This is a genomic window from Kitasatospora sp. NE20-6, assembly GCF_045862635.1.
On record NZ_BPRL01000020.1, the window covers coordinates 43,472 to 63,939 of the forward strand.

Below are 20,468 nucleotides of genomic sequence, written 5' to 3' on the forward strand. Positions count from 1 at the left end.
TCACCCGCGGGCCGCCGCCCCGACGGCCCGCGGACACCTCGGCGCCCCAGCCTGGACGCATGAGAGTCATCGTCGTAGGAGCCGGGGTGCTCGGCACCATGCACGCCTGGCAGGCCGTCGAACGCGGCCACGAGGTCGTCCACCTGGAGCGCGAGGCCGAGGCCCGCGGCGCCTCCGTCCGCAACTTCGGCCTGGTCTGGGTCGGCGGCCGCGCATCCGGCGAGGAACTCGCCACCGCCGGGCGCGCCCGCGAACTGTGGCAGCGCATCGGCGAACGCGTCCCCGGCATCGGGTTCCGTCCCAACGGCTCGCTCACCGTGCTCCGCACCGAGGCCGAACTCGCCGTCGCCGAAGAGGTCCTGAAGCGTGACGACGCCGACGGACGCGGCTACCGCCTGCTCGACGCCGCCGGGGCACGGGCCGTCAACCCCGCACTGCGCGGCCGCCACCTCGGCGCCCTGCACTGCACCCGCGACGCCGCCGTCGAACCCCGCACCGCCCAACCCGCCCTCCGCGCCGCCCTGGAGGCGAGCGGCCGCTACACCTACCTGCCCGGCCGCGAGGTGCGCGACGTCGTCGGCACCGCCGCCGTCCGCGACGACCACGGCGACGTCCACCGCGGCGACCTCGTGCTCCTCTGCACCGGCGCCTGGACGGGCGGCCTCGTCCGCGAACTCGCACCCGGACTCCCCGTCCGCCGCGTCCGGTTGCAGATGATGCAGACCGACCCGCTGGACGAGCCGCTCACCACCTCCGTCGCCGACGCCGACAGCTTCCGCTACTACCCCGCCTACCGCGGCCCCGCCCTCGACGCCCTCGCCGCCCACCAGCCGCAGCCGCCCGTCGCCGCCGAGCACCGCATGCAACTCCTCATGGTGCAGCGCCTCGACGGCAGCCTCACCGTCGGCGACACCCACGAGTACGACCAGCCCTTCGGCTTCGACACCGTCGAGGAGCCCTACGAACACCTCGCCGCCGTCGCCGGGGACCTGCTCGGCCGCCCGCTGCCCCGCATCCGCCGCCGGTGGGCCGGCGTCTACGCCCAGTGCACCGACACCACCCGCGTCGTCCACCGCGAACGACTCGACGACGGCCTCTGGATCGTCACCGGACCCGGCGGACGCGGCATGACCTGCTCGCCCGCCGTCGCCGAGACCACCGCCGACCTCACCGACCTGTAGCCGACCCCACCGACCTGTAAGGGCCCCCGCACCATGACCCACGACATCAGCCTCGTCGTCCTCGACATGGCCGGCACCACCGTCGCCGACGGCGGCCTCGTCGAACAGGCCTTCTCCGCCGCCGCGGACGGCCTCGGCGTCGCCGACGGCACCCCCGAGCGCGCCCGCATGCTCGCGCACGTCCGCGCCACCATGGGCGAGTCCAAGATCTCCGTCTTCCGCCACCTCCTCGGCGACGAGGACCGCGCCCAGCAGGCCAACCGCGCCTTCGAGGCCGCCTACCACGACCTCGTCGACGCCGGGCACTGCGCACCGCTGCCCGGCGCCGCCGACGCCGTCGAGGCCCTGCGCACCGCGGGCCTGAAGGTCGCCCTGACCACCGGCTTCTCCCGCGCCACCCAGGACCGCATCCTCACGGCCCTCGGCTGGCAGGACCTCGCCGACCTCACCCTCTGCCCCGCCGACGCCGGCCGCGGCCGCCCCCACCCGGACCTGGTGCTCACCGCACTGCTGCGCACCGGCACCGGCTCCGTGCAGCAGGTCGCCGTCGCCGGGGACACCGGCTACGACATGCTCACCGGCGTACGCGCCGGGGCGTCCGTCGTCGCCGGCGTCCTCACCGGCGCCCACGACGAGGCACGGCTGCGCGCCGACGGCGCCACCCACGTCCTCGCGTCCGTCGCCGGCCTGCCCGGACTCCTCGCCCGCTGAGCCCCGGGGGGCGGGCCCGCGGCGGTCAGGCGGCCTTGAGCCGGCCGACGTCGCGGGCCCGCTGGTCGAGCCGGGCCACCGCGCGGTTGCCCAGGTGCGGGCGCACCCCGGCCCGCAGCGCCGTGAAGTGCTCGTCGCCCCGCACGCTGCTGATCCCCGCGTAGTCGTCGAGGAACGACGACCAGGTCGCCGCGGCCGCCTCCACGTGGCCGTGCTCCATCTGGCGCCGCGCCAGCAGGCCCAGGCCGTGCACCCGCCCCTGCCGCTCCGCCGGGGGCCGCACCCGGTTCGAGGACTCCAGCGCCCGGATCGACCCCGGCAGGTCGCCCAGCTCGTACAGCACGTGCGACACGTGGAACTGGTACGCCGCCTGGTCGTACCCGCCCACGGCGTCGTTGCGCCCGTCCGCCCGCGACAGCGCGCTCTCCGTCTCCGACAGCCGTGCGAACGCCTGCCGCCGGTCCTTCACCATCGCCGCGCCGTGCGCCTGCTGACCCCGCAGGAACGCCGTGAGCCGCGGCCCGGCCGACGGCGCCGCCTGCGCCGCGGAGTCCGCGTACTCCAGCGCCCGCGGCCCGTGCCCCAGGCTCGACGCCTGCAGCGACATGCCGCGCAGCGTGCGGCAGTACGTGGCGTGGTCGCCCGCCTGGTCCGCCAGCCGCAGCGCCTGCACGTAGTACGACTGGCCGAGGCCCTGCGCGAGTTCGTAGACCGCGGACCAGCCCGCCAGGTACGTCAGGTCGGCGGCCGCGGCGAGCATCCCGCTGCGGGCCCGCGCGGTGCCCGAGGCCTGCAGCCACGGGCCGACGCTGTTGACCAGGAAACTCGCCATCATCGGGCGGGCGTGCGCCGCACCCAGCTCGTCCAGGATGCCGGCCAGCCGGTCGGTCATCGTGCGCACCGTCGAGACCTCGCCGTCGCCGATCCGCACCGTGCGGCCGGCCGCGGTGCGCTCGATCCGGTCCGCCGCCTCCCCGAAGCCGGGCACCGCCAGCGCCGCCGAGTACAGGCCCGCGGCCAGCACGCTGCGGCGGGACGGGTCCATGTCGGAGCGGCCCAGCGCCACCAGGCCCGACACCGGGTCGGCCGCCGCGCCCGGGCCGCCGCCCAGCCCGGTCTCCTCCGCGGCGACCGGGCGGCCCAGCCGCCGGGTGAACGCCTCGCGCACCACCCCGGCCACCTCGGCGCGCGGCCGCGACCCGGCCAGCCAGTGCGAGACGCTCGTCTTGTCGTACGTCAGGGCGAGCCCGGCCTCGGCCCCGGTGCGGCGGACCGCCCGCGCCACCTGGTCGTTGCCCCAGTCCGCCTCGCGCATCAGCGCGGCGAGCGCGGTGTTCGGTGTGCGCGTCCGTCGACCCATGTCGGCCCCCGCATCGTGTTCAACCGGTTCAACCCTGACCCCAGCATGGACCGTTCCCGGGCGCTCCGTAAACGAGTTGACTGAACGTGAGCCGATGGAGCGAAGGCCCCGACGGCTCGACGCGGCCCGCCGTCGTTCCCCCCGTCGGCGGCGGGCCGCACCCTGCCCCGAGGCCGGGGACGGCCGGGAGCGCAGGCCGGGGGAGAAGCCCAGGAGACCAGGAGCGAGCCCATGACGACCGCCGTCACCGGCGCGGCGCCGCCCGCCACCGCCGAGCTGCCCTGCCAGGAGCGGTCCGCCGCCCTCGCCCGCCGGCTCGTCACCGAACGCCTCGCCTTCCTCGGCCTCGCCGGCCTCGTCGAGGACGCCGCGCTCGTCGTCTCCGAACTCGTCGGCAACAGCGTCCGCCACGGCGCCGGGGGCCCCATCCGGGTCGCCGTCCGCCGCCGGCCCGGCGGCACCGTCCGCATCACCGTGGAGGACGCCTGCCGCACCCTGCCCCTCCTCCTCACCGCCGGCGACGAGGACGAGGACCACCGCGGCCTCGCCCTCGTCGACGCGATCGCCACCGCCTGGGGCGCCACCCCCACCCCGTACGGCAAGGCGACCTGGGCCGAACTGCCGCGCTGACCGCCCGCCCGCCCGGCCGTACGGGGCCGCCGCGCACCGGCCGTCCGAGCGCGCCGCGGACGCGGTTCGGCCCCGGGCGACTTAGCCTGCTGGGGTCGGTCGGGCCAGGTCACGGCAGAGGAGAGCACCCGTGTCGTCGCACACGCGTTGGACGATTGCCTGTTTCGTGCTGCTGCTCACCGCCTGCACGACCGCCCCGAGCCCCGCCGGGCGCCCGCCCGGCGGCCCGGCCACCCCACCGCCCTCGCCCCGGCCGAGCGCCTCGCCCGCCTCGCCCGAGCCGGCCCCGGTCTCGCCCGAACAGGCCGCCGGACAGCGGGTGGTCTACTCGTACCCCGGCGCGGTGCCGCCGGACTCGCTGCTGGCGACGGTCCGCGAGGGCCGGGCCGCCGGGGTGATCTTCTTCGCGGAGAACACCGCCGACCCGGCCGCCTTCCGGACGGCCGTCGACCGCCTGACCGAGGCGCAGCGGCAGAGCCCGGTCGACGCACCGCTGCTGCTGATGACCGACCAGGAGGGCGGCGCGGTGCGCCGGCTGCCCGGCGCACCCGAGCTGTCGGCCCGCCAGGTGGGCGAGTCGGCCGACCCGGTCGGCACGGCGGCCCGCACCGGCGCCGAGGCGGGCGGCAACCTCGCCGCCGCCGGACTGAACACCAACCTCGCGCCCGTGCTCGACGTCTACCGCACGCCCGGCGACTTCATCGACACCAAGCAGCGCTCCTACGGCCGCGACCCGTCGGCGGTCGCGACACTCGCCTCCGCGTTCGCCACCGCACAGCGGACGGCCGGCGTCGCCGCGACGGCCAAGCACTTCCCGGGGCTCGGGTCCGCCCCGGCCGGGAGCAACACCGACACCGGGCCGGTGACGCTGACCCTGCCGCTGGAGACGCTGCGGGCCGTCGACGAGGCGCCGTACCCCGCGGCGATCGCCGCGGGCGTGCCGCTGGTCATGCTGTCGTGGGCGGTCTACCCGGCGCTCGACGCGGCCCGGCCTGCCGGCCTGTCGCCGACGGTGGTCGGCGGGGAGCTGCGGAGCCGGCTGGGCTTCCGCGGGGTCACCCTGACCGACGCCCTGGAGGCCGGTGCGCTGACGGCCTTCGGCGGCACCGGCGAGCGGGCGGTCGCCGCCGCGGCGGCCGGCATGGACCTCCTGCTCTGCTCGGCCCGGGACACCGCGCAGGGCGACGAGGCCGCCGCCGCGCTGGCCCGCGCCCTCGCCGACGGCAGCCTCGACCGCGCGGAGTCCGCCGCGGCGTCGGCCCGGGTCGCCGCGCTCCGCGCCGGCCTGCGCTGAGCAGGCGGGCGGCGCGGGGCGGCGTCCGGCGGGGTCAGTGCACGGTGCCCGCGTACCGCTGGAGGAAGCGGGTGCCGGTGCCGGCGGTCACCACCACGTCGTACCGGCCCTGGTCGAGCGGCCACGGCACGGTGGCCCGGCCGCCGGGGGCGACCCGGACGGTGCGGGCGGTGCCGGCGAAGTCGGCGGGGACGATGCCGAACGACACCGCCGTGCCGCCCTCGTTGGCCAGCCGGAGCTCCACGCCCTGCCCGGTGAGGACGGCCGTGACGGACGGCACGGCGACGTCGTCCTGCGGGGCGCGCACCACCGTGCCGGCGAAGCGGCGGACGAAGCCGTCCGGGCCGTGCACCGTGAAGTCGTAGCGCCCGTCGGTCGCCGAGGCCTCCCAGACGTACGTGCCCGAGGCGCCCGGCGCGACGGTGACGGGCGTGCCGGTGAAGGCGTGCACGAGGTTGGGGTACACGGTGAACGGGAACGCCACCTGGCCGGTGTTGGTGAGGGTGCAGGTGATCCGGCCGGTGGTGCGGTCCACCGCGGCGTCGGCCCAGGGCCGGTAGGGCAGTTTCCGGTGCGGGCGGCCGCCCGGCTCCTGGACGGGCATCGACTGCGCTCCGGCCGCCGGGAGTTGCACGCCGGGCAGCTTGGCCCCGGCGTCGGCCTTCGCCATCAGGGCCACGGTGTCCGGGAGTTGCGGGATGGTGAAGTCCGGCGCGGTGAAGTCCAGGCAGCTGGTGAGGTCGCCGCACACGGCGCGGCGCCAGGCCGAGATGTTCGGCTCCTGCACGCCGGTCACCAGCTCCAGGAACCGCAGCACCGACGTGTGGTCGAAGACCTGGGAGTTCACCCACCCGCCGCGCGACCACGGCGAGGCCACCCACAGCGGCACCCGGTTGCCGAGGCCGATCGCCCGGCCCTGGGTGTACTCCTCCGGCGTGCCCGGTTCGGGGGTGGGCGGCACCACGTGGTCGAAGTAGCCGTCGTTCTCGTCGTACATCACCAGGAAGACGGTGTGCTGCCAGACCTCCGGGTTCGCCATCAGCGACTGCAGCGCCGTGTTCACCCAGTGCGCGCCGTAGTCGGGGCTGGCACTGGGGTGTTCGCAGAAGAGGTACGGCGCGACCAGCCACGAGACGGTGGGCAGGGTGCCGGCCCGGCAGTGCTGGTCGAAGGCGGTGAGGTCCCACTTCGTCATCGCGTTGACGTACCGCGGGTCGGTCGCGGCGAAGCCGTGGAACTGCTCGAAGTACGACAGGGCGTTGTCGTCGTAGTCGCCGGTGCGGTCGTCCTTGCCCGGGGTGTGGTAGACGCGCCAGCTCACCCCGGCGCTCTGCAGCCGCTCGGCGTAGGTCGTCCAGTCGGCCACCGGGTTGTCGGTGACGGGGGTGTTGTCGATCCACGGGCCGGTGGTGCCGTCGCGGCCCGGTCCGGCGGTGCCCGTCCACAGGTAGAGCCGGTTGGGGTCGGTCGGGCCGGCCATCGAGCAGAAGTACGCGTCGCAGAGGGTGAACGCGTCGGCCAGCGCGTACTGGTAGGGGATGTCGGCGCGGGTGAAGTAGCCCATGGCACGCTCGCCCTTGGCGGCGATCCACTTGTTCATCGCGCCGCCGTTGATGGCCTGGTGGCCGGTGGCCCAGTCGTGCGCGAGGCCGCCCGCGTTCTGCGCGTTGTACTTCGTGGTGTCCATCCGGTAGGGCAGCATCGCACCGCCGTCGCTGCGGCCGGCGTCGGGCTGGCGGAAGACGTCGGTGCCGTCGGGGAACTGCAGCGCCTGCCGGTCGCCGAACCCGCGGACACCGTTCAGCGTGCCGAAGTAGTGGTCGAAGGAGCGGTTCTCCTGCATGAGGATCACCACGTGCCGGACGTCCGCGATCGAGCCCGCGGTCACCGCGGCGGCGGGCCCGGCGGCGGGCAGGCCGACGGCGGCGGCAGCACCGGCGGCGGCGGTGGCGCCGGCGGCGGCGGTCGCGCCGACGAAGCCGCGGCGGCTGAGCTGGGGGGTCATGGCGGGGCCTCTCAGAGGGTGAAGGTGGCGACGGCGGCGGCAGTGTCGCTCGGCCAGCCGTTGGCGGCGGCGCCCGGCTCGGCCTGCGGCCAGCCGGTGACCAGGGTGTGCGCCTCGACGAGCACCGGCGCACCGGCGAACTGCACCTGCGCGGTGCGGTCCTGGGGCTCCGGACGGCTGCCGCGGAGCTTGCGCGTCGGCGACCAGGTGTCGCCCGGCACCGCCACCGGGTCCGGGTGCGCCGCGCGGAAGGCGTCGGTGAGCCCGGCGCCCTGCAGCGCCACCGTCACCGGCCACGCGAGGACCGGCCGGCCGGGCGTGCCCGTCCAGTCGAGGTGCGAGGGGGAGGCGAGGTCGGCACCGAGCACGACCGGCCGGCCCGCCGCGACGTCGGCGCCGACCGCCGCCGCGAGCGCCTTCGCCTGCTGCCCGCGCGTGGACGCCGCCTCCGCGGCCGCCACCTGGGCGGCACCCTGCCCGTCCTGGACGGCGTACGGGCCGTAGCCGGCCTCGTCGAGGTGCGCCGCCCAGAACCGGACGCTGCGCCCGCCCGGCAGCTGCACGGTGGCCGCGGCGGCGGGCAGGGCGGCGGTCGGCGCGGTGACCGCGGCCAGCGGGTAGCGGCTGAGGATGCCGACGCTGCCGCTGCTCTGGTAGGCGTACCAGCCCAGCGCGGCCGCAAGGGCCTGCGCGGCGGTGCCCGCGGTCTCCTGCAGGGCCAGCACGTCGAGGTCCTGGGTGAGCACCACCCGCAGCTGCTTCTCCAGGGCGTCGGTGAACGCGGCGCCCGCGGCGGCGAGGTTCCACGTGGCGGTTTTGAGGCGGAGCGGTGCGGCCGGGGCCCGTACCGGCACCTGCACGGTGACGGTGTCGGTGGCGGCGCCGTCCTTCACCCCGACGGTCACCACCGCCGGGTCGGCGGGCGCGGTCGCCGGGGCCGTGCCGCTCACCGTGCCGTCGGCGGCGACGGACAGCCAGGCGTCGCCGCCCGTCCTGCGGAACACCGGCGTGCCCGCGGCCTTCGTCCAGAGCCCGCCGAGCTTCACCGACACGGCGGCCCCGGGGGCGACCTGGGTGGCCGTCAGGGCGTCCACGACGGCGTGCGGCCGCGGGGCGGCGGGCTTCGCACGGAAGGTGAACGGCGCGCTCTGCGCGAGGATCCCGTACCCGTCCTTCGCCAGCAGGTAGGCGGTGTACGGGCCGCCGGTCAGGGCCGAGGTGTCGAGCTGCACGTCGCCGGAGGCGCCCGGGGTGTACTTCCACAGCAGCGAGGAGCCGGTGCCGGGCTGCCGGGTGCCGTCGTAGGTGCCGACCCAGTTCTTCGGGTCGGGTGCGCCGGTCGTCCAGTGGAAGGTGAGGCGGTCGCCTTCGACCGGGCCGGTGGTCGTGGTGGGTGCGAGGGTCGATCCGGTCGCCACAGGGGTCCTGTCCGCCGCCGCGGGCTCCGGGCGGCTGGTCGAGTTGTCCGAACAACTCGACCATTGACCCGGAGCCCGGCGGACCGGGCGTGAACGACGGGTGACGCATCGCCGGAGGGCCGTCCAACTTCTCCCGGAGAGGCCGGGTCCGGTGCCGACGGCCCGGTGGGCGGGGTCAGATCGCCGGGACCTCGACCCAGAAGCGGGTGTCGTTGCCCAGGTTGGCCGTGTTGCTGTTGATCCGGTCGCGGATCCAGTACACCGCGGCACGGTAGTTGCGGATGTCCTGGGTGTTCGGGTTCGAGAGGCCGGAGGCGCCGTTGCGGTGCCCGGCGAACCACGTGCTCTCGCCGTAGTGGCTGCGGCTCTGGTGCAGGCAGGAGACGTCGGCGCCCAGGCCGGAGTTGAGCGCGGATCCGTTGTTCCACTGCCCGGCGCTCTGGCCCCTGAACTGGTTGCAGGAGGCCCGCAGCATCATCCAGTTCTGCTTGAACACGCCGAAGTTGGCGGCGTCACCGCTCTTGTTGTCGCCGTAGGGATAGCCGGTGGTCATGGTGTCGGTCTCCAGCATCGCGGTGGCGAGGTCGAGGGCGTCCGCCCCCGCGTTGCGCAGCTGCTGCTTGCGGGAGCCGAGCCCGCCGACGCTGTACGAACCGCACTTCAGACCCGACGGGCAGGCCGCGCTGCCGCCGGTGTCGGCCCGGCCGCCGGGGACGACGCAGGAGCGGTTGTTCTCCCAGCCCCAGCCGTCGCCGTCCGGGTCGGTGGCGCTGCCGTTGACGCAGTACGGGTAGCCGTTGGGGGCGTTCGCCGCGGTGGCGGCCGGGGCGCCGGTGAACAGCGCCAGGAGGAGGGCGAGCGCGGCGGGCACGGTAACCGTGACGGCACGATTCGTCATGCGGGGGCCTTCCGGGGAGTCGGGACGCGACAGGGCCGGCCCCGGCGGGAGGCGTGCCGCACCACGGGCCGACGGGGCCCGGGGGCGCGGGCCGTCGGCGTGCGGGGCCGTGCCGGGGGAGTGGCGCGCTTCGATGGAACCAGTCTCGACATGAACCGGTCAATACCCGTGGAGGTACGGTCTGCTGCGAGGGCGGAGGCGCGGGTGCCGTAATCGGTTAAGTGCGGCCGAGGGTCCGTCGGTTCCGTCCGCTCGTCCGTCGTCCGTCGCTCGTCCGCCCGTTCACCGGTCCGCTCGGCCTTCGTCCGGGTGCGGGGTCACCGGCTGCCGCGGAGATTGATCACGGCCACGCCCAGGACCACCAACGCGATGCCGAACCACTGGGCTCGGCCCAGCGGTTCGGCGAAGAAGACCGCGCCGATCGCCGCCACCGCGACGGTGCCCGCCCCCGACCACACGGCGTACGCCACCGACACCGGGATCTGCCGCAGGGCCCGGCCCAGCAGCAGGAACGACAGCACGTAACCCGCTGCCACCCCGAGGCTCGGCCACAACCGGGAGAAGCCGTCGGTGAGTTTGAGCAGGCTCGTCGCGCAGACCTCCGCCGCGATGGCGAGGGCGAGCAGCAGCCAGGGCATCAGGCGGGACGGTCCGCGGCGAGCCGGCCGAGCAGGGCCAGATCGGCCTGCTCCAGGCTGTCGAGCAGGGTGACCCGCCCGGCGGCCTCGATCGGCACCGCGGACGGCACGGCGAGCACCGCGCAGCCCGCCGCGGTGGCGGAGGCCACCCCGGCCGGGCTGTCCTCGACGGCCACGCAGTCCGCCGGGTCGAGGCCGAGCCGCCCGGCGGCGGCGAGGTACGGCGCCGGGTCGGGCTTGGTGCGGGGGGTGTCCTCGGCAGCCAGGGTGACGGTGAACCACTGCGGGCCGATGGCGCCCAGCACCAGGTCGACGACGCGCCGGGGCGAGGCGGAGACGAGGGCGGTGGGCACGCCCGCCGCCCGCAGGCCGGCCAGCAGGGCGAGCGCGCCGGGCCTCGGCACCACCTCGGCGGCGACCCTGCGGGCGAAGCCGGAGTTCAGCGCGCCGGTGAGATCGTCCACGCTGCGGTCGGACGACCCGGAACGCCGCAGATGGGCCGCGGTGTGTTCGGCGGCGCGGCCGAGCACGTCGGGCAGGTCGTCCTCGCCGAGGGTGAGGCCGAGTTCGGCGGCGAGTTCGGCGGCGGCCTGCCACCAGAGCGGCTCGGTGTCGACGAGGGTGCCGTCCATGTCGAGGAGGACGGCGGGCGGCGCGGCGTTCGCCGTGGCGGATGGTGCGGCGTCGGGTGCGGCGGGTGGTGTGGCGTCGGGTGCGGCGGGCATGGCGGTACCTCGGTGTTCCGGGATGTTCAGGAGGCGCGGTGGTCGACGAGCACCGGCCGCTCGGGCAGGGCGAGTTCGGCCCGTCCGCCGATCGGCAGCGCGGCGGCCTCCGCGGTGGGCAGGTCGGCCTTGACCGTGGTGCCGTCGGCCAGCCGTACGGTGAGCCGGGTGACCGCGCCGAGGAACGACGCGGCGACGACCTGTGCCGGTCCGTCCTCGGCGGGGGTGAGCCGGACGTTCTCCGGGCGGACGAGCACGTCGACCCGGCCGTCGGCGGGCAGCGTGCCGTCCACGGCGTGGCGGCGGCCGAGCACCTCGACGCCGTCGCCGGAGCGCTCGGCCGGGATGCGGCTCATGGTGCCGACGAACTCCGCGACGAACGCGGTCGCCGGGCGGGCGTACAACTCGGCGGGCGCCGCGCACTGTTCCAGCCGGCCGGCCCGCAGCACGGCGACCCGGTCGGCCATCGACAGCGCCTCCTCCTGGTCGTGCGTGACGAACAGCGTGGTGATGCCGAGCTCCTGCTGGAGGCGGCGGATCTCCTCGCGCAGGCTGAGCCGCACCTTGGCGTCGAGCGCGGAGAGCGGTTCGTCGAGGAGCAGCACGCGGGGTTCCAGGGCGAGGGCGCGGGCGAGCGCGATGCGCTGCTGCTGGCCGCCGGAGAGCTGGTGCGGGTAGCGGGCGGCGTGCTGCGGGAGCCCGACGAGCTCCAGCAACTCCTCGGCCCGGGCGCGGCGTTCGGCCTTGCCGGTGCCGCGCATCCGCAGCCCGAAGGCGACGTTGTCGACCGCGGTCAGGTGCGGGAAGAGGCTGTACGACTGGAAGACCATGCCGGCGTCGCGGCGGTGCGCGGGGATCGAGGTGATCGCCGCGCCGTCGACCAGGACGTCCCCGCCGTCGTGGGTCTCGAAGCCGGCGAGGATGCGCAGCGCGGTGGTCTTGCCGCAGCCGGACGGGCCGAGCAGGGCGAGGAGTTCGCCCGGTTCGACGGTCAGGTCGAGGCCGTCGAGGGCGGTGGTGGCGCCGAAGGCGCGGCGCAGGCCGCGGAACTCGACGGTGGCGCCGGCGGTACGGGTGACGGTGCTCATGGCAGGGACTCCGGGTCAGGAGGTGGAGGGTGCGGTGCGGCGCTCGCGGCCCGCGGCGGCGAGCATCAGCAGCAGCACCCAGGTGATCAGCAGGCTGAGGACGGACACCGCGACGGACATCTGTCCCTTGGAGTTGCCGACCGAGTACACCCAGACGGCGAACGGCTGGTACCCGAGGATCGAGGCCGCGGTGAACTCGCCGAGGACCAGCGCCAGGGTGAGGAACGCCGCGTTCAGCAGCGCGCCGCGCAGGTTGGGCAGCACCACCGTGACGACCGCGCGCGGCCAGCCCGCCCCGCAGTTGCGGGCGGCCTCGACGAGGGTGCGCACGTCGACCGCGCGCAGGCCGGAGTCGAGGGCGCGGTACGCGAGCGGCAGCGACATCAGCACGTACGCGACGACCAGCACGAGGGGGAACTCCGGCTGCTGCACGAACACGACCGTCTGGAAGAACGGCGTGTCCATCAGGTGGTCCGGGCCCCAGCGCAGCACGCCGATCAGCCCCGCGGTGAGCGCCACCGGCGGCACCACCAGCGGTAGCGTGCAGACCACTTCGAGCACCGTGCGCAGCCGGGCCGGGCCGAGCCGGGCGGCGATCAGCGCGGGCACCAGCAGCGCGAGCAGGACGACCACGGTGACCGCGGCGAGTTCCAGCGTGAGCACCAGGGAGTCGGTGAAGCCGGGTGCGGACAGCAGCCCGGTGTAGGCGGCGAAGTCGATGCCGCCCGGGCTGTCGATCGAGAACCACACCGAGGCTGCCATCGGGACGAGGAAGTACACGCCCGCCACCAGCAGGACGGCGCCGCGCCACAGGCGCAGCCGGGAGATCAGCTCAGCCATCGGGCACTCCGGCGCTGGAGGGGCAGGTACACGGCCATCACCAGCACGGCGACGACGATCATGTCGAGGCTGAGCGCGAGCGCCAGGTTGCCCTGGCCGACGAGCACGTTGCCCGACAGGGCGTCGGCGATCTGGCGGCTGATCAGCGGCACGGTCGCGCCGACCATCGCGGAGGCGGTGGCGTACGCGGCGAACGCGCTGCCGAAGAGCAGCACGAAGCCGCCGAGCAGCGAGGGCAGCAGGATCGGCAGGGCCACGTGCCGCCAGTACTGCACGGTGGTCGCCCGGTTGTTGGCGGCGGCCTCGCGCCACTGCCGGCGCAGGCCGTCCAGGGCGGGGGTGATGGTGAGCACCATGAGCGGGACGAGGAAGTACAGGTAGGCGACGGTCAGGCCGGTGAAGCTGTACAACGACCAGCCGTGGTCGGTGAGGTGGAAGATCTTCGTCACCTCGCCCGCGTTGCCGAGGGTGGCGACGAAGGCGAACGCGAGCGGCAGGCCGCCGAAGTTGGCGAGCACGCCGGAGGCGGTCAGCACGGCCTCGCGGACGACCCGGAAGCGCGAGGTGACGACCGCCTGGGCGAGCGGCAGGCCGATCGCGGTGCCGATCAGCGCGGTCACCGCGGAGAGTTCGACGCTGCTCAGCAGTGCCGTCCGGTAGGCGCCCTGCACCGAGTCGGTGAGGTTGGCGGTGGTGAGGGAGCCCGCGCCGCTCTCCGCGTCGGAGGAGAGCGTGAACGCGCCGGTGACGATGGCGACGGCCGGCAGGCCGAAGCCGATCGCGAAGAACGCGAGCAGCGGCAGGGCGGCCGTCCAGGGGCCGGCCGGTGTGCGGCGGCGGCGACGTCCTGCTGTGGGTGCGGGCGTGGATGCGGGCGTGGGTGCGGGGGAGCCGGGGGCCGGGGCCGCCGGGCCGCCACCGGGGAGGGTGGCGGCCGGCGTCGGCACCGGGGTGGGAGCCGTGGTCATGGTGCCCGTCAGCCCGCGATCGCCTTGGCCCAGCCCTCGGTCACGGCCTTCTTGGCGGCCGTGATCTGGTCCTGGGAGGGGAAGACGGTGAAGGGCTTCTCGACGGCCGGCAGCTTGGCGGCCGCGGCGGCGTCGAGGGTGCCGTCCTTCTTCAGGGCGTCGAAGAGGGCGGGGGTGGCGTAGCCGCCGAGGAAGAGGTTCTGGCCCTCGGCGCTGAAGAGGTACTCCTGCCACAGGCGGGCGGCGGCGGGGTGCGGCGCCCAGGTGTTGATGCCCTGGTTGTAGTACTGCGCGTAGCTGCCGTCGGCGGGCACGGCGACCTGCCAGTCGATGCCCTTGGCCTTGAACTCGTCGGTGTAGCCGGCGTTCAGGTACGACCAGTCGATCGAGATCGGGGTCTCGCCCTTCTCGATGGTCGCCGGCGTCGACTCGACCGGGTTGAAGTTGCCGGACTGCTTCAGCTTGCCGAAGAAGTCGATGCCGGGCTTGATGTCGTCCAGCGAACCGCCGTTGGCCAGCGCCGCGGCGTACACCCCGCCGAACGCCGAACCCGACTTGGTGGGGTTGCCGTTGAGCGCGACCTTGCCCTTGTACTCGGGCTTGAGCAGGTCGGCGAAGGTCTTCGGGCAGGTGCCGATCTTCTTCGCGTCGCAGCCGATCGAGATGTAGCCGCCGTAGTCGTTGACCCGCAGGCCCGCCGGGTCCTTCATGGTGTCGGCGACCTGGTCGAACGAGGCGACCTTGTACGGGGCGAGCAGCCCGTCCTTGGCGGCCTGCAGAGCGAAGGCGCTGCCGAGGTCGACGACGTCGGGGGCGCGGTCCTGGCCCTTGCGGGAGGTGATGGCGTTGATCTCGTCCTGGCTGGAGCCGTCCGGGTTCTCCTCCTCGATCTCGATCCCGTACTTGGCCTTGAAGCCCTCCAGGATCTTGCCGTAGTTCGCCCAGTCGTGCGGCAGCGTGATGACGTGCAGCTTGCCCTCCTTCTTGGCGGCGGCGACGAGGGCGTCCATGCCCCCGAGGTCGGCGGCGGAGGTGGCGTCCTTGGCGGACTTGGCGCCGGACTTGGCATCGCCGGAGGCGGCGGTGGTCGAGCCCGCGGAGCCGCAGGCGGACAGGGAGAGCGCGGCGGCGGTCAGCACGGCCGCGAGGGCGGCGGCACGGGCGCGGTGCACGGTCACGAGTGGTTCTCCTGGTGAGGGCTGCGGCGAAGGTCGCCGAGGCTGTGCGCCGGACGGGCGCGGGATTCGCGATGAGAGGTCGCCGGTGCCGTGGGACGCCAAGTTGGCCAGCCAACTTCACCGACGTCGTAAGTACGCCGGAGCCCGGTGACGGCAGGGTGAACGGACGCCGCGGGCCAGGGGGCGGCTGCGGGAACGGTGGGGACCGGTCGGAATGCCGTGATCGACAACGGTTACAGTCGGTGCCGTCCGCGCCGAACCACCGCGCAGGACACCACCGGTGGAAAGGACACCCGAGCGACATGGCATCCGACCCCGAGCCCGGGCCCGGCCGCGCGACCGGCTCCCTCTACCGCACGGTGGCCGCCGACCTGCGCGAGGGCATCGCCGCCGGCCGCTTCGGCGAGGCGGGCCGCCTGCCCGCCGAGGGTGCCCTCGCCGAGCAGTACGGCGTCTCCCGCGGCACCGTCCGGCAGGCCCTGGCCCTGCTGCGCGCGGACGGCCTCGTCACCTCGCGCCGCGGCACCCGCCGCGTCGTGCTCGGCGCCGCCCGCGTGCAGAGCTTCTCCGAGCTCCTGAGCTTCACCCACTGGGCCCGCTCCATGGGCGAGGAGCCCGGCGGCAGCCTCGACTCGCTCGTCCGCCGCCGCGCCGACGCCACCGAGTGCGAGCAACTGCGCCTCGAACCCGGTACCGAGGTGTACGTGACGCTCCGACTGCGCACCCTCTCCGGCACCCCGGTCATGGTCGAGCGCACCGTCTACCCCCCGCGGGTCGGCGAGATCGTCGCCGACCTGCCGCCGGACGCCGTCTCGCACACCGAACCGCTGCGCGAGCACGGCATCCTCTTCACCGACGCCGACCACACCATCGACGTCGTCTCCGCGAACACCGACGACGCCCGGCTGCTCGGCTGCCGCCGCGGCAGCCCGCTGCTGCGCGAGAAGCGCCGCACCACCGACCCGACCGGCACCCCCGTGGAGTGGTCCCAGGACCGCTACCTGCCGGGAACGGTGGCCTTCAGCATCCACAACTCGCTCGCCTCGTCGGCGCTTTCACGCCACGCACGGGACGGCGACTGACCGGCGGACGCGGCCCCTGCACCGCGGCCCCTGCGCCGCGTCTTCTGCGCCGCGTCTTCCGCGCCCGGGCCTGCGGCCCCTGCGTCACCGCAGGGGCCCGGTCCGCCGGTCAGGCCGGGGCGTGCTCCATCAACCGGGCCAGCAGCGGCCGGAAGTGGGCGAACGGCGGGGCCTCCGCGGCTGCGTCCTTGGCCGCGTCGTCCCAGCGCCGCACCGCGACGGCGTCCGCCGCCCCCGGCAGGGCCGCGAACGCCGCCGCCTCCGCCGCGTCCATCGGGCCGCCCTGCACCCCCAGCGTGTACACGGACGCCGGGGACAGCCCCGCCGCGTAGTCCGGTTCCACCGTGCACAGGTACCGCTTCGCGGCGACGTGCAGCCGGACGGGCCCCGTGACGTCCGGGCCGAACCACCGGGCCAGCCGGTCGGCGCCCGCCGAGCCGTGCCGGTTGTCCCGTCCTCCCATCAACTCCTGTCCCGTGCCGCCGAAGTGGCCGAGGTCGTGCAGGAGTGCGGCGGCCACCAGGTGGTCCGGCGCACCGGCGGCCTCGGCCAGCGCACCGGTCTGCCGCATGTGCTGCGCCAGGGTGACGTCCTCGCCGAGGTACTCGGCCGCCCCCTCGCCCTCGAACGCCTCCTCCAGCTCGTCCAGCGCGGCGGCCCGGCGGCGCAGCACCGCCAGCGCGGAGACGAGGGAGTCGAGGTCGGCGTAGCAGCCCTGCAGGTGTCGTCGGCCGTCCGGCGCGAAGGCCGTCCGGGCGTGCAGCACACGGGTGTTGTCGAAGATCAGGCAGTCGCCGGCCGTCAGCCGCAGGCCGAGCCGCAGCTCCGGCCGCAGGAGCACGCGGGCGAACCGCCGGTAGGCCGCGTAGAAGGCGTCGGTCTCGGCGGCGGGCAGCCGCAGGGTGCCGGTGGAACGGTTGTTGAACCGTACGCCGCGGATCCGGCCGAGGCCGTCGGTCTCGATCAGCGGCCGCTCGGCGCGCAGTTCGGTACGCCGGTCGCGGAAGACGAACGGAACGGGGGTCCGGGTCAGCACGGCGAAGTCGTCCGGCGCCTCGGCGCGCAGCGCGGCCGCCGCGGCGAACCCGTCGACGAGTCCGGAGTCGCCCCCGGTGGCCGCGTTGTGCAGGCAGTGCAGGAGCTGCAGGGTGGGCACCGGGTCGCGGTAGGGGTTGTCGGTGTGCGGGGCGACGGCGGCGGTGGTGAAGGCCAGGTTGTTCGGGTCGGGTTCGACGCGGACGTCGAACAGCTCGCCGTAGTTGGTCTCCCGGACGAACCCGAAGCTGCGCGCCACCGCGACGACCTGCCCCTCCTCCGCCGGTACGCCGTGCAGCAGGGCGAAGCCGGAGCGGAGCACGGCGGTGAGCACGGCCGCGCGCTCCTCGGGGTCGTCGCGGTGGGCGGCCCAGGAGGCCCCGGGGACGCCGCGGGCGAAGTCGGCCGCCTGCCAGAGGCGTTTGGCGTCCTCGCCCCGGCCGTCCGTCTCCGCGGGCGCGTCGAGGAACCCCGCGGGGTACCGCGAGAGGTGCCCGTCGGACCACCGGATCTCCGGGGCGTCCGCGGTGCCCGACCGGGCGGTGATCGCCAGGTCGTCCGGCAGCTCGTGGATCTGGAAGAGCTTCTGACCGCTGCGCGGGTCGCGGCAGCCGGGGCAGGGGCAGTTGTCGCGGAGCCAGTGGGGGGAGAGGGGCGTCGGGTCCATCGGTCCTCCGGTTGTACAGCCAACTCTGTGGTTCATCAGGCTGGACCGGCCCGGTCGACGGGGGCCGTCCGCCGGATGGCGGGCAGGCGAACTCCGGGCGCACCGCCGGGCGCACCGCCGGACGTGCCGCCGGACGTGCCGGGGCCGCCGTGTCACCCGATCGGGTTGACTGCACCCGGTTCGTGGCACGGTCGCTCGCTCGGCCGCCTCCCTGTTGATGCACTCGTTCCGAGCGGCCCGGCAGGGGCCGCGGCGGGTCGCGAAGGACGGGGAGGCCGCCGCATGGAGCGGGCAGCAACGGCGCGGACGGTGACGGCGCGGACGGTGACGGCGCGGGCAGCACGGGCGCGGACGGTGACCGCGTGGGTGGCAACGGCGTGGACGGTGACCGCGCGACCGACAGCCGGGCGACCGACAGCCGCGCGGGGGAGGATCGCGCGACGGGCATCAGGGCGAGGAGTGCCCGGGCGCGGGGTCCGGCCGGTGCCTGGCCGCCGGGTGGGCCGGCTCGTCCGCCGGGCCGCCGTCACCCTGGCCGCGCTCGCCGCCGCCACGGCTGCGGCCCCGCCGGCCGCCACCGTCCCGCACGGTGTCCCGTCCGGTGCCGCATCCGGGCCGGCCGGCCTCAGCCGGGAGCTCCGTGGGGTGCGGGCGACGGGCCCGCACACGGCCTGGGCGGTCGGGCACGAGGAGGACGCGCAGGGCCGTGCCCCGCTCGTCGAGCAGTTCGACGGCCGGGCCTGGCGGCGGGTCACGGTGCCGGGCGGCCCCGGAGGGCTGGACGCGGTGCTGCCGCTCGGCCGGCGGGACGTGTGGGCGGTCGGCAGCGCCACCGGCCCTGCGGGCGACCGCGGCCTCGCCCTGCACTTCGACGGCCGCGCGTGGCGCGAGGTGCCGCTGCCGGACGAGCCCACCGGGCGCTCCGCACACCCCTTCGCGCTGACCGGTGACGCCGACGGCGTCTGGGCGGTCGGGGCCGGCACCGGCGAGCGCACCGCGGACCCGCGCCCGCTCGCCTACCGGTGGGACGGCGCCGCGTGGCACCGCACCGACGTCCCGGCGCCCGGCGGCGACGCCGTGCTGCTCGCCGCCGCCTCCGACGGCGCGGGCGGGGTCTGGGCGGTCGGCGCGGCCTACGACCCGGACGGCACCGGCCGGCCGCTCGCCGCGCACTGGGACGGCACCGCCTGGCGGCTCGTCGAGGTGCCGTCCACGGACGGGGCGAGCACCACGCTGGAGGCGGTGGCGGCCTTCGCCCCCGACGACGTGTGGGCGGCCGGCGGCACCGGCCCGGCCGACGGCCCGACCGAACCCGTCCTCCTGCACTGGGACGGTGTCCGCTGGCGGCCCGCCCCGGCACCCGGCGCCGTGGACGGCGCCCTGCACGCGCTGGACGCCGCCGCGGACGGAACCCTGTGGGCCGCGGGGGAGCGTCCGTCCGGCGGGCCCGGTGTCGCGCGGCGCGGCCGGGGCGGCCGGTGGTCGTACCCGCCCGCCGGGCGGGAGGCGTCGGGGGAGAGCGCCGCGTCCCTGCTGTCGGTGGCGGCCGTGCCGGGCACGGACGGCGCCTGGGCGGTCGGCGCGACACCTCCGCAGCTCGGGGACGCCTGGCAGGCGGTCACCGAATGGCACCGGCCGCCGCGCTGAGCCGACCTGCCGGACGGCCGGAGGCGGCGCGGGTCACGCGGACTCCCGCACCACCAGCTCCGTCGGCAGGATGACGCTGGCCGGTTCCTCGCCGGCGATCTGTGCCAGCAGCAGGCGGACCATCGAGTCGCTGATCCGGTCCCACGGCTGCCGGATGGTCGTCAGCGGCGGGCGGGCGCCGAGGGCCACCGCCGAGTCGTCGAAGCCGCCGACGGCGACGTCCTCCGGCACCCGCCGGCCGCTGCGCTGCAGGGCGTCGAGGGCGCCGTCGGCCATCAGGTCGGAGGCGACGAAGACGGCGTCCAGGTCGGGGGCGGCGGCCAGCAGGCGGGTGATGCCGTCCTCGCCGGCGGCGCGGCTGTAGTCGCCGACGGTGACCAGGGCGTCGTCGTGCGCCATGCCGTACTCGCCGAGCACCTCGCGGTAGCCGTAGAGCCGCTCGACGCCGCCGGGGGTGTCCTGCGGGCCGGCGATGGTGGCGATCCGGCGGCGTCCGGCCTCGATCAGGTGCCGGACCATGTCCTTGGCGCCCTCGCGGTCGTCGGCCGCGACGTAGGAGACCCGGCCGCGCTGGCCGAGCGGCTTGCCGCAGGAGACGACGGGCAGCTCGGCCTGGCGGAGCTGGTCGAGCATGGGGCTGCCGCTGTGCGAGGAGACGAGCAGCACGCCGTCGACGTGGCCGCCTGCGAGGTAGCGGGTGACCCGTCGCTGCTCGGCCTCGCTGCCCGCCGTCATGAGGATGAGCGGTATGTCGTGCTCGGCCAGTGCGGCGGTGCAACCGCGCAGCAGGGTGGTGAAGTTGGGGTCCTCGAAGAAGCGCTCCTGCGGTTCGGTGAGCAGGAAGGCCACCGAGCCGGAGCGCTGCATGACGAGGCTGCGGGCGGCGCGGTTGACGACGTACCCGAGCTTGTTGATCGCGGCGTTGACGGCCTCCAGGGCGGCCGGGCTCACGTTGTGGCCGCCCTGGAGGACGCGGGAGACGGTGCCGCGCGAGACGCCGGCCTCGGCGGCCACGTCGTGGATGGTGGGCGCGCGGCGGGTCCGGCCGGCTGCCCGTCCGCGGGGCGCGGGTTCCGTCATGGGGTGGGTCCTCGTCGAATGGT

At 75.6% G+C, this 20,468-nt stretch carries 18 protein-coding genes; 6 read left to right on the forward strand and 12 right to left on the reverse strand.

Going from position 1 to position 20,468, the window contains the following annotated elements; translation table 11 throughout:
• The first annotated feature begins 59 nt into the window (after nt 1–59).
• Complete coding sequence (locus SNE206_RS17415; RefSeq protein WP_407914291.1) at nt 60–1,181, forward strand: TIGR03364 family FAD-dependent oxidoreductase; 1,122 nt, start codon at nt 60–62, stop codon at nt 1,179–1,181.
• Between the two features lie 33 nt (nt 1,182–1,214).
• On the forward strand, nt 1,215–1,892 hold the full coding sequence (locus SNE206_RS17420; protein ID WP_407914292.1) for a phosphonatase-like hydrolase: 678 nt from the start codon (nt 1,215–1,217) through the stop codon (nt 1,890–1,892).
• A 25-nt stretch (nt 1,893–1,917) separates the two neighbouring features.
• On the opposite strand, the gene SNE206_RS17425 is transcribed toward SNE206_RS17420, so the two are convergent.
• Entirely contained in the window at nt 1,918–3,252 is a 1,335-nt protein-coding gene (locus SNE206_RS17425; protein WP_407914293.1) for a hypothetical protein, read from the reverse strand.
• Nucleotides 3,253–3,483: 231 nt separating this feature from the next.
• On the opposite strand from SNE206_RS17425, the gene SNE206_RS17430 reads away from it, so the two are divergent.
• Both SNE206_RS17430 and SNE206_RS17435 read left to right on the forward strand, forming a co-directional pair.
• Nucleotides 3,484–3,882: an ATP-binding protein gene (locus SNE206_RS17430; RefSeq protein ID WP_407914294.1), complete on the forward strand. Its 399-nt coding sequence runs from the start codon at nt 3,484–3,486 to the stop codon at nt 3,880–3,882.
• A 130-nt stretch (nt 3,883–4,012) separates the two neighbouring features.
• Nucleotides 4,013–5,176, forward strand: a complete 1,164-nt coding sequence (locus SNE206_RS17435) for a glycoside hydrolase family 3 N-terminal domain-containing protein (protein WP_407914295.1) — start codon at nt 4,013–4,015, stop codon at nt 5,174–5,176.
• 34 nt (nt 5,177–5,210) lie between these two features.
• Here SNE206_RS17435 and SNE206_RS17440 read toward each other — a convergent pair whose 3' ends face one another.
• From SNE206_RS17440 to SNE206_RS17480, 9 genes are all read right to left on the reverse strand, one after another.
• On the reverse strand, nt 5,211–7,181 hold the full coding sequence (locus SNE206_RS17440; protein ID WP_407914296.1) for a phosphocholine-specific phospholipase C: 1,971 nt from the start codon (nt 7,179–7,181) through the stop codon (nt 5,211–5,213).
• Nucleotides 7,182–7,192: 11 nt separating this feature from the next.
• Entirely contained in the window at nt 7,193–8,599 is a 1,407-nt protein-coding gene (locus SNE206_RS17445) for an endonuclease/exonuclease/phosphatase family protein (protein ID WP_407914297.1), read from the reverse strand.
• 175 nt (nt 8,600–8,774) lie between these two features.
• Nucleotides 8,775–9,497, reverse strand: a complete 723-nt coding sequence (locus SNE206_RS17450) for a carbohydrate-binding domain-containing protein (RefSeq protein ID WP_407914298.1) — start codon at nt 9,495–9,497, stop codon at nt 8,775–8,777.
• 317 nt (nt 9,498–9,814) lie between these two features.
• Nucleotides 9,815–10,135 carry a DMT family transporter gene (locus SNE206_RS17455; protein WP_407914299.1) on the reverse strand — a complete coding sequence of 107 codons (321 nt, stop codon included), beginning with the start codon at nt 10,133–10,135 and terminating at the stop codon, nt 9,815–9,817.
• Nucleotides 10,135–10,860, reverse strand: coding sequence for an HAD family hydrolase (locus SNE206_RS17460; RefSeq protein ID WP_407914300.1), 726 nt, complete (start codon nt 10,858–10,860; stop codon nt 10,135–10,137). The genes SNE206_RS17455 and SNE206_RS17460 overlap by 1 nt, the downstream gene beginning before the upstream one ends.
• Before the next feature lie 26 nt (nt 10,861–10,886).
• Nucleotides 10,887–11,948, reverse strand: a complete 1,062-nt coding sequence (locus tag SNE206_RS17465; RefSeq protein ID WP_407914301.1) for an ABC transporter ATP-binding protein — start codon at nt 11,946–11,948, stop codon at nt 10,887–10,889.
• A 15-nt stretch (nt 11,949–11,963) separates the two neighbouring features.
• Entirely contained in the window at nt 11,964–12,788 is an 825-nt protein-coding gene (locus tag SNE206_RS17470; protein WP_407914302.1) for an ABC transporter permease, read from the reverse strand.
• Nucleotides 12,776–13,756, reverse strand: coding sequence for an ABC transporter permease (locus SNE206_RS17475; RefSeq protein ID WP_407914303.1), 981 nt, complete (start codon nt 13,754–13,756; stop codon nt 12,776–12,778). Before SNE206_RS17475 ends, SNE206_RS17470 begins: the two co-directional genes overlap by 13 nt.
• Before the next feature lie 8 nt (nt 13,757–13,764).
• Nucleotides 13,765–14,934: an ABC transporter substrate-binding protein gene (locus tag SNE206_RS17480; protein WP_407914304.1), complete on the reverse strand. Its 1,170-nt coding sequence runs from the start codon at nt 14,932–14,934 to the stop codon at nt 13,765–13,767.
• Between the two features lie 302 nt (nt 14,935–15,236).
• Here SNE206_RS17480 and SNE206_RS17485 point away from each other — a divergent pair, with 302 nt between their 5' ends.
• Entirely contained in the window at nt 15,237–16,016 is a 780-nt protein-coding gene (locus SNE206_RS17485) for a GntR family transcriptional regulator (protein ID WP_407914305.1), read from the forward strand.
• A gap of 109 nt (nt 16,017–16,125) precedes the next feature.
• Here SNE206_RS17485 and SNE206_RS17490 read toward each other — a convergent pair whose 3' ends face one another.
• Nucleotides 16,126–17,718: a TauD/TfdA family dioxygenase gene (locus SNE206_RS17490; RefSeq protein ID WP_407914306.1), complete on the reverse strand. Its 1,593-nt coding sequence runs from the start codon at nt 17,716–17,718 to the stop codon at nt 16,126–16,128.
• A 483-nt stretch (nt 17,719–18,201) separates the two neighbouring features.
• Between SNE206_RS17490 and SNE206_RS17495 the strand changes: the two genes are divergently transcribed.
• A complete protein-coding gene (locus tag SNE206_RS17495; RefSeq protein ID WP_407914307.1) occupies nt 18,202–19,365 on the forward strand; it encodes a hypothetical protein in 1,164 nt (387 codons plus the stop codon).
• Nucleotides 19,366–19,398: 33 nt separating this feature from the next.
• Here the strand turns inward: SNE206_RS17495 and SNE206_RS17500 are convergent, their stop codons facing one another.
• Nucleotides 19,399–20,445: a LacI family DNA-binding transcriptional regulator gene (locus tag SNE206_RS17500; protein WP_407914308.1), complete on the reverse strand. Its 1,047-nt coding sequence runs from the start codon at nt 20,443–20,445 to the stop codon at nt 19,399–19,401.
• Between the last annotated feature and the right edge of the window lie 23 nt (nt 20,446–20,468).

Bases quoted from the DNA above. Each gene is read 5' to 3' on its own strand.
- SNE206_RS17415 (WP_407914291.1), top strand. From the start codon at position 60: ATGAGAGTCATCGTCGTAGGAGCCGGGGTGCTCGGCACCATGCACGCC.
- SNE206_RS17420 (WP_407914292.1), top strand. From the start codon at position 1,215: ATGACCCACGACATCAGCCTCGTCGTCCTCGACATGGCCGGCACCACC.
- SNE206_RS17425 (WP_407914293.1), bottom strand. From the start codon at position 3,252: ATGGGTCGACGGACGCGCACACCGAACACCGCGCTCGCCGCGCTGATG.
- SNE206_RS17430 (WP_407914294.1), top strand. From the start codon at position 3,484: ATGACGACCGCCGTCACCGGCGCGGCGCCGCCCGCCACCGCCGAGCTG.
- SNE206_RS17440 (WP_407914296.1), bottom strand. From the start codon at position 7,181: ATGACCCCCCAGCTCAGCCGCCGCGGCTTCGTCGGCGCGACCGCCGCC.
- SNE206_RS17450 (WP_407914298.1), bottom strand. From the start codon at position 9,497: ATGACGAATCGTGCCGTCACGGTTACCGTGCCCGCCGCGCTCGCCCTC.
- SNE206_RS17455 (WP_407914299.1), bottom strand. From the start codon at position 10,135: ATGCCCTGGCTGCTGCTCGCCCTCGCCATCGCGGCGGAGGTCTGCGCG.
- SNE206_RS17460 (WP_407914300.1), bottom strand. From the start codon at position 10,860: ATGCCCGCCGCACCCGACGCCACACCACCCGCCGCACCCGACGCCGCA.
- SNE206_RS17465 (WP_407914301.1), bottom strand. From the start codon at position 11,948: ATGAGCACCGTCACCCGTACCGCCGGCGCCACCGTCGAGTTCCGCGGC.
- SNE206_RS17470 (WP_407914302.1), bottom strand. From the start codon at position 12,788: ATGGCTGAGCTGATCTCCCGGCTGCGCCTGTGGCGCGGCGCCGTCCTG.
- SNE206_RS17475 (WP_407914303.1), bottom strand. From the start codon at position 13,756: ATGACCACGGCTCCCACCCCGGTGCCGACGCCGGCCGCCACCCTCCCC.
- SNE206_RS17485 (WP_407914305.1), top strand. From the start codon at position 15,237: ATGGCATCCGACCCCGAGCCCGGGCCCGGCCGCGCGACCGGCTCCCTC.
- SNE206_RS17490 (WP_407914306.1), bottom strand. From the start codon at position 17,718: ATGGACCCGACGCCCCTCTCCCCCCACTGGCTCCGCGACAACTGCCCC.
- SNE206_RS17500 (WP_407914308.1), bottom strand. From the start codon at position 20,445: ATGACGGAACCCGCGCCCCGCGGACGGGCAGCCGGCCGGACCCGCCGC.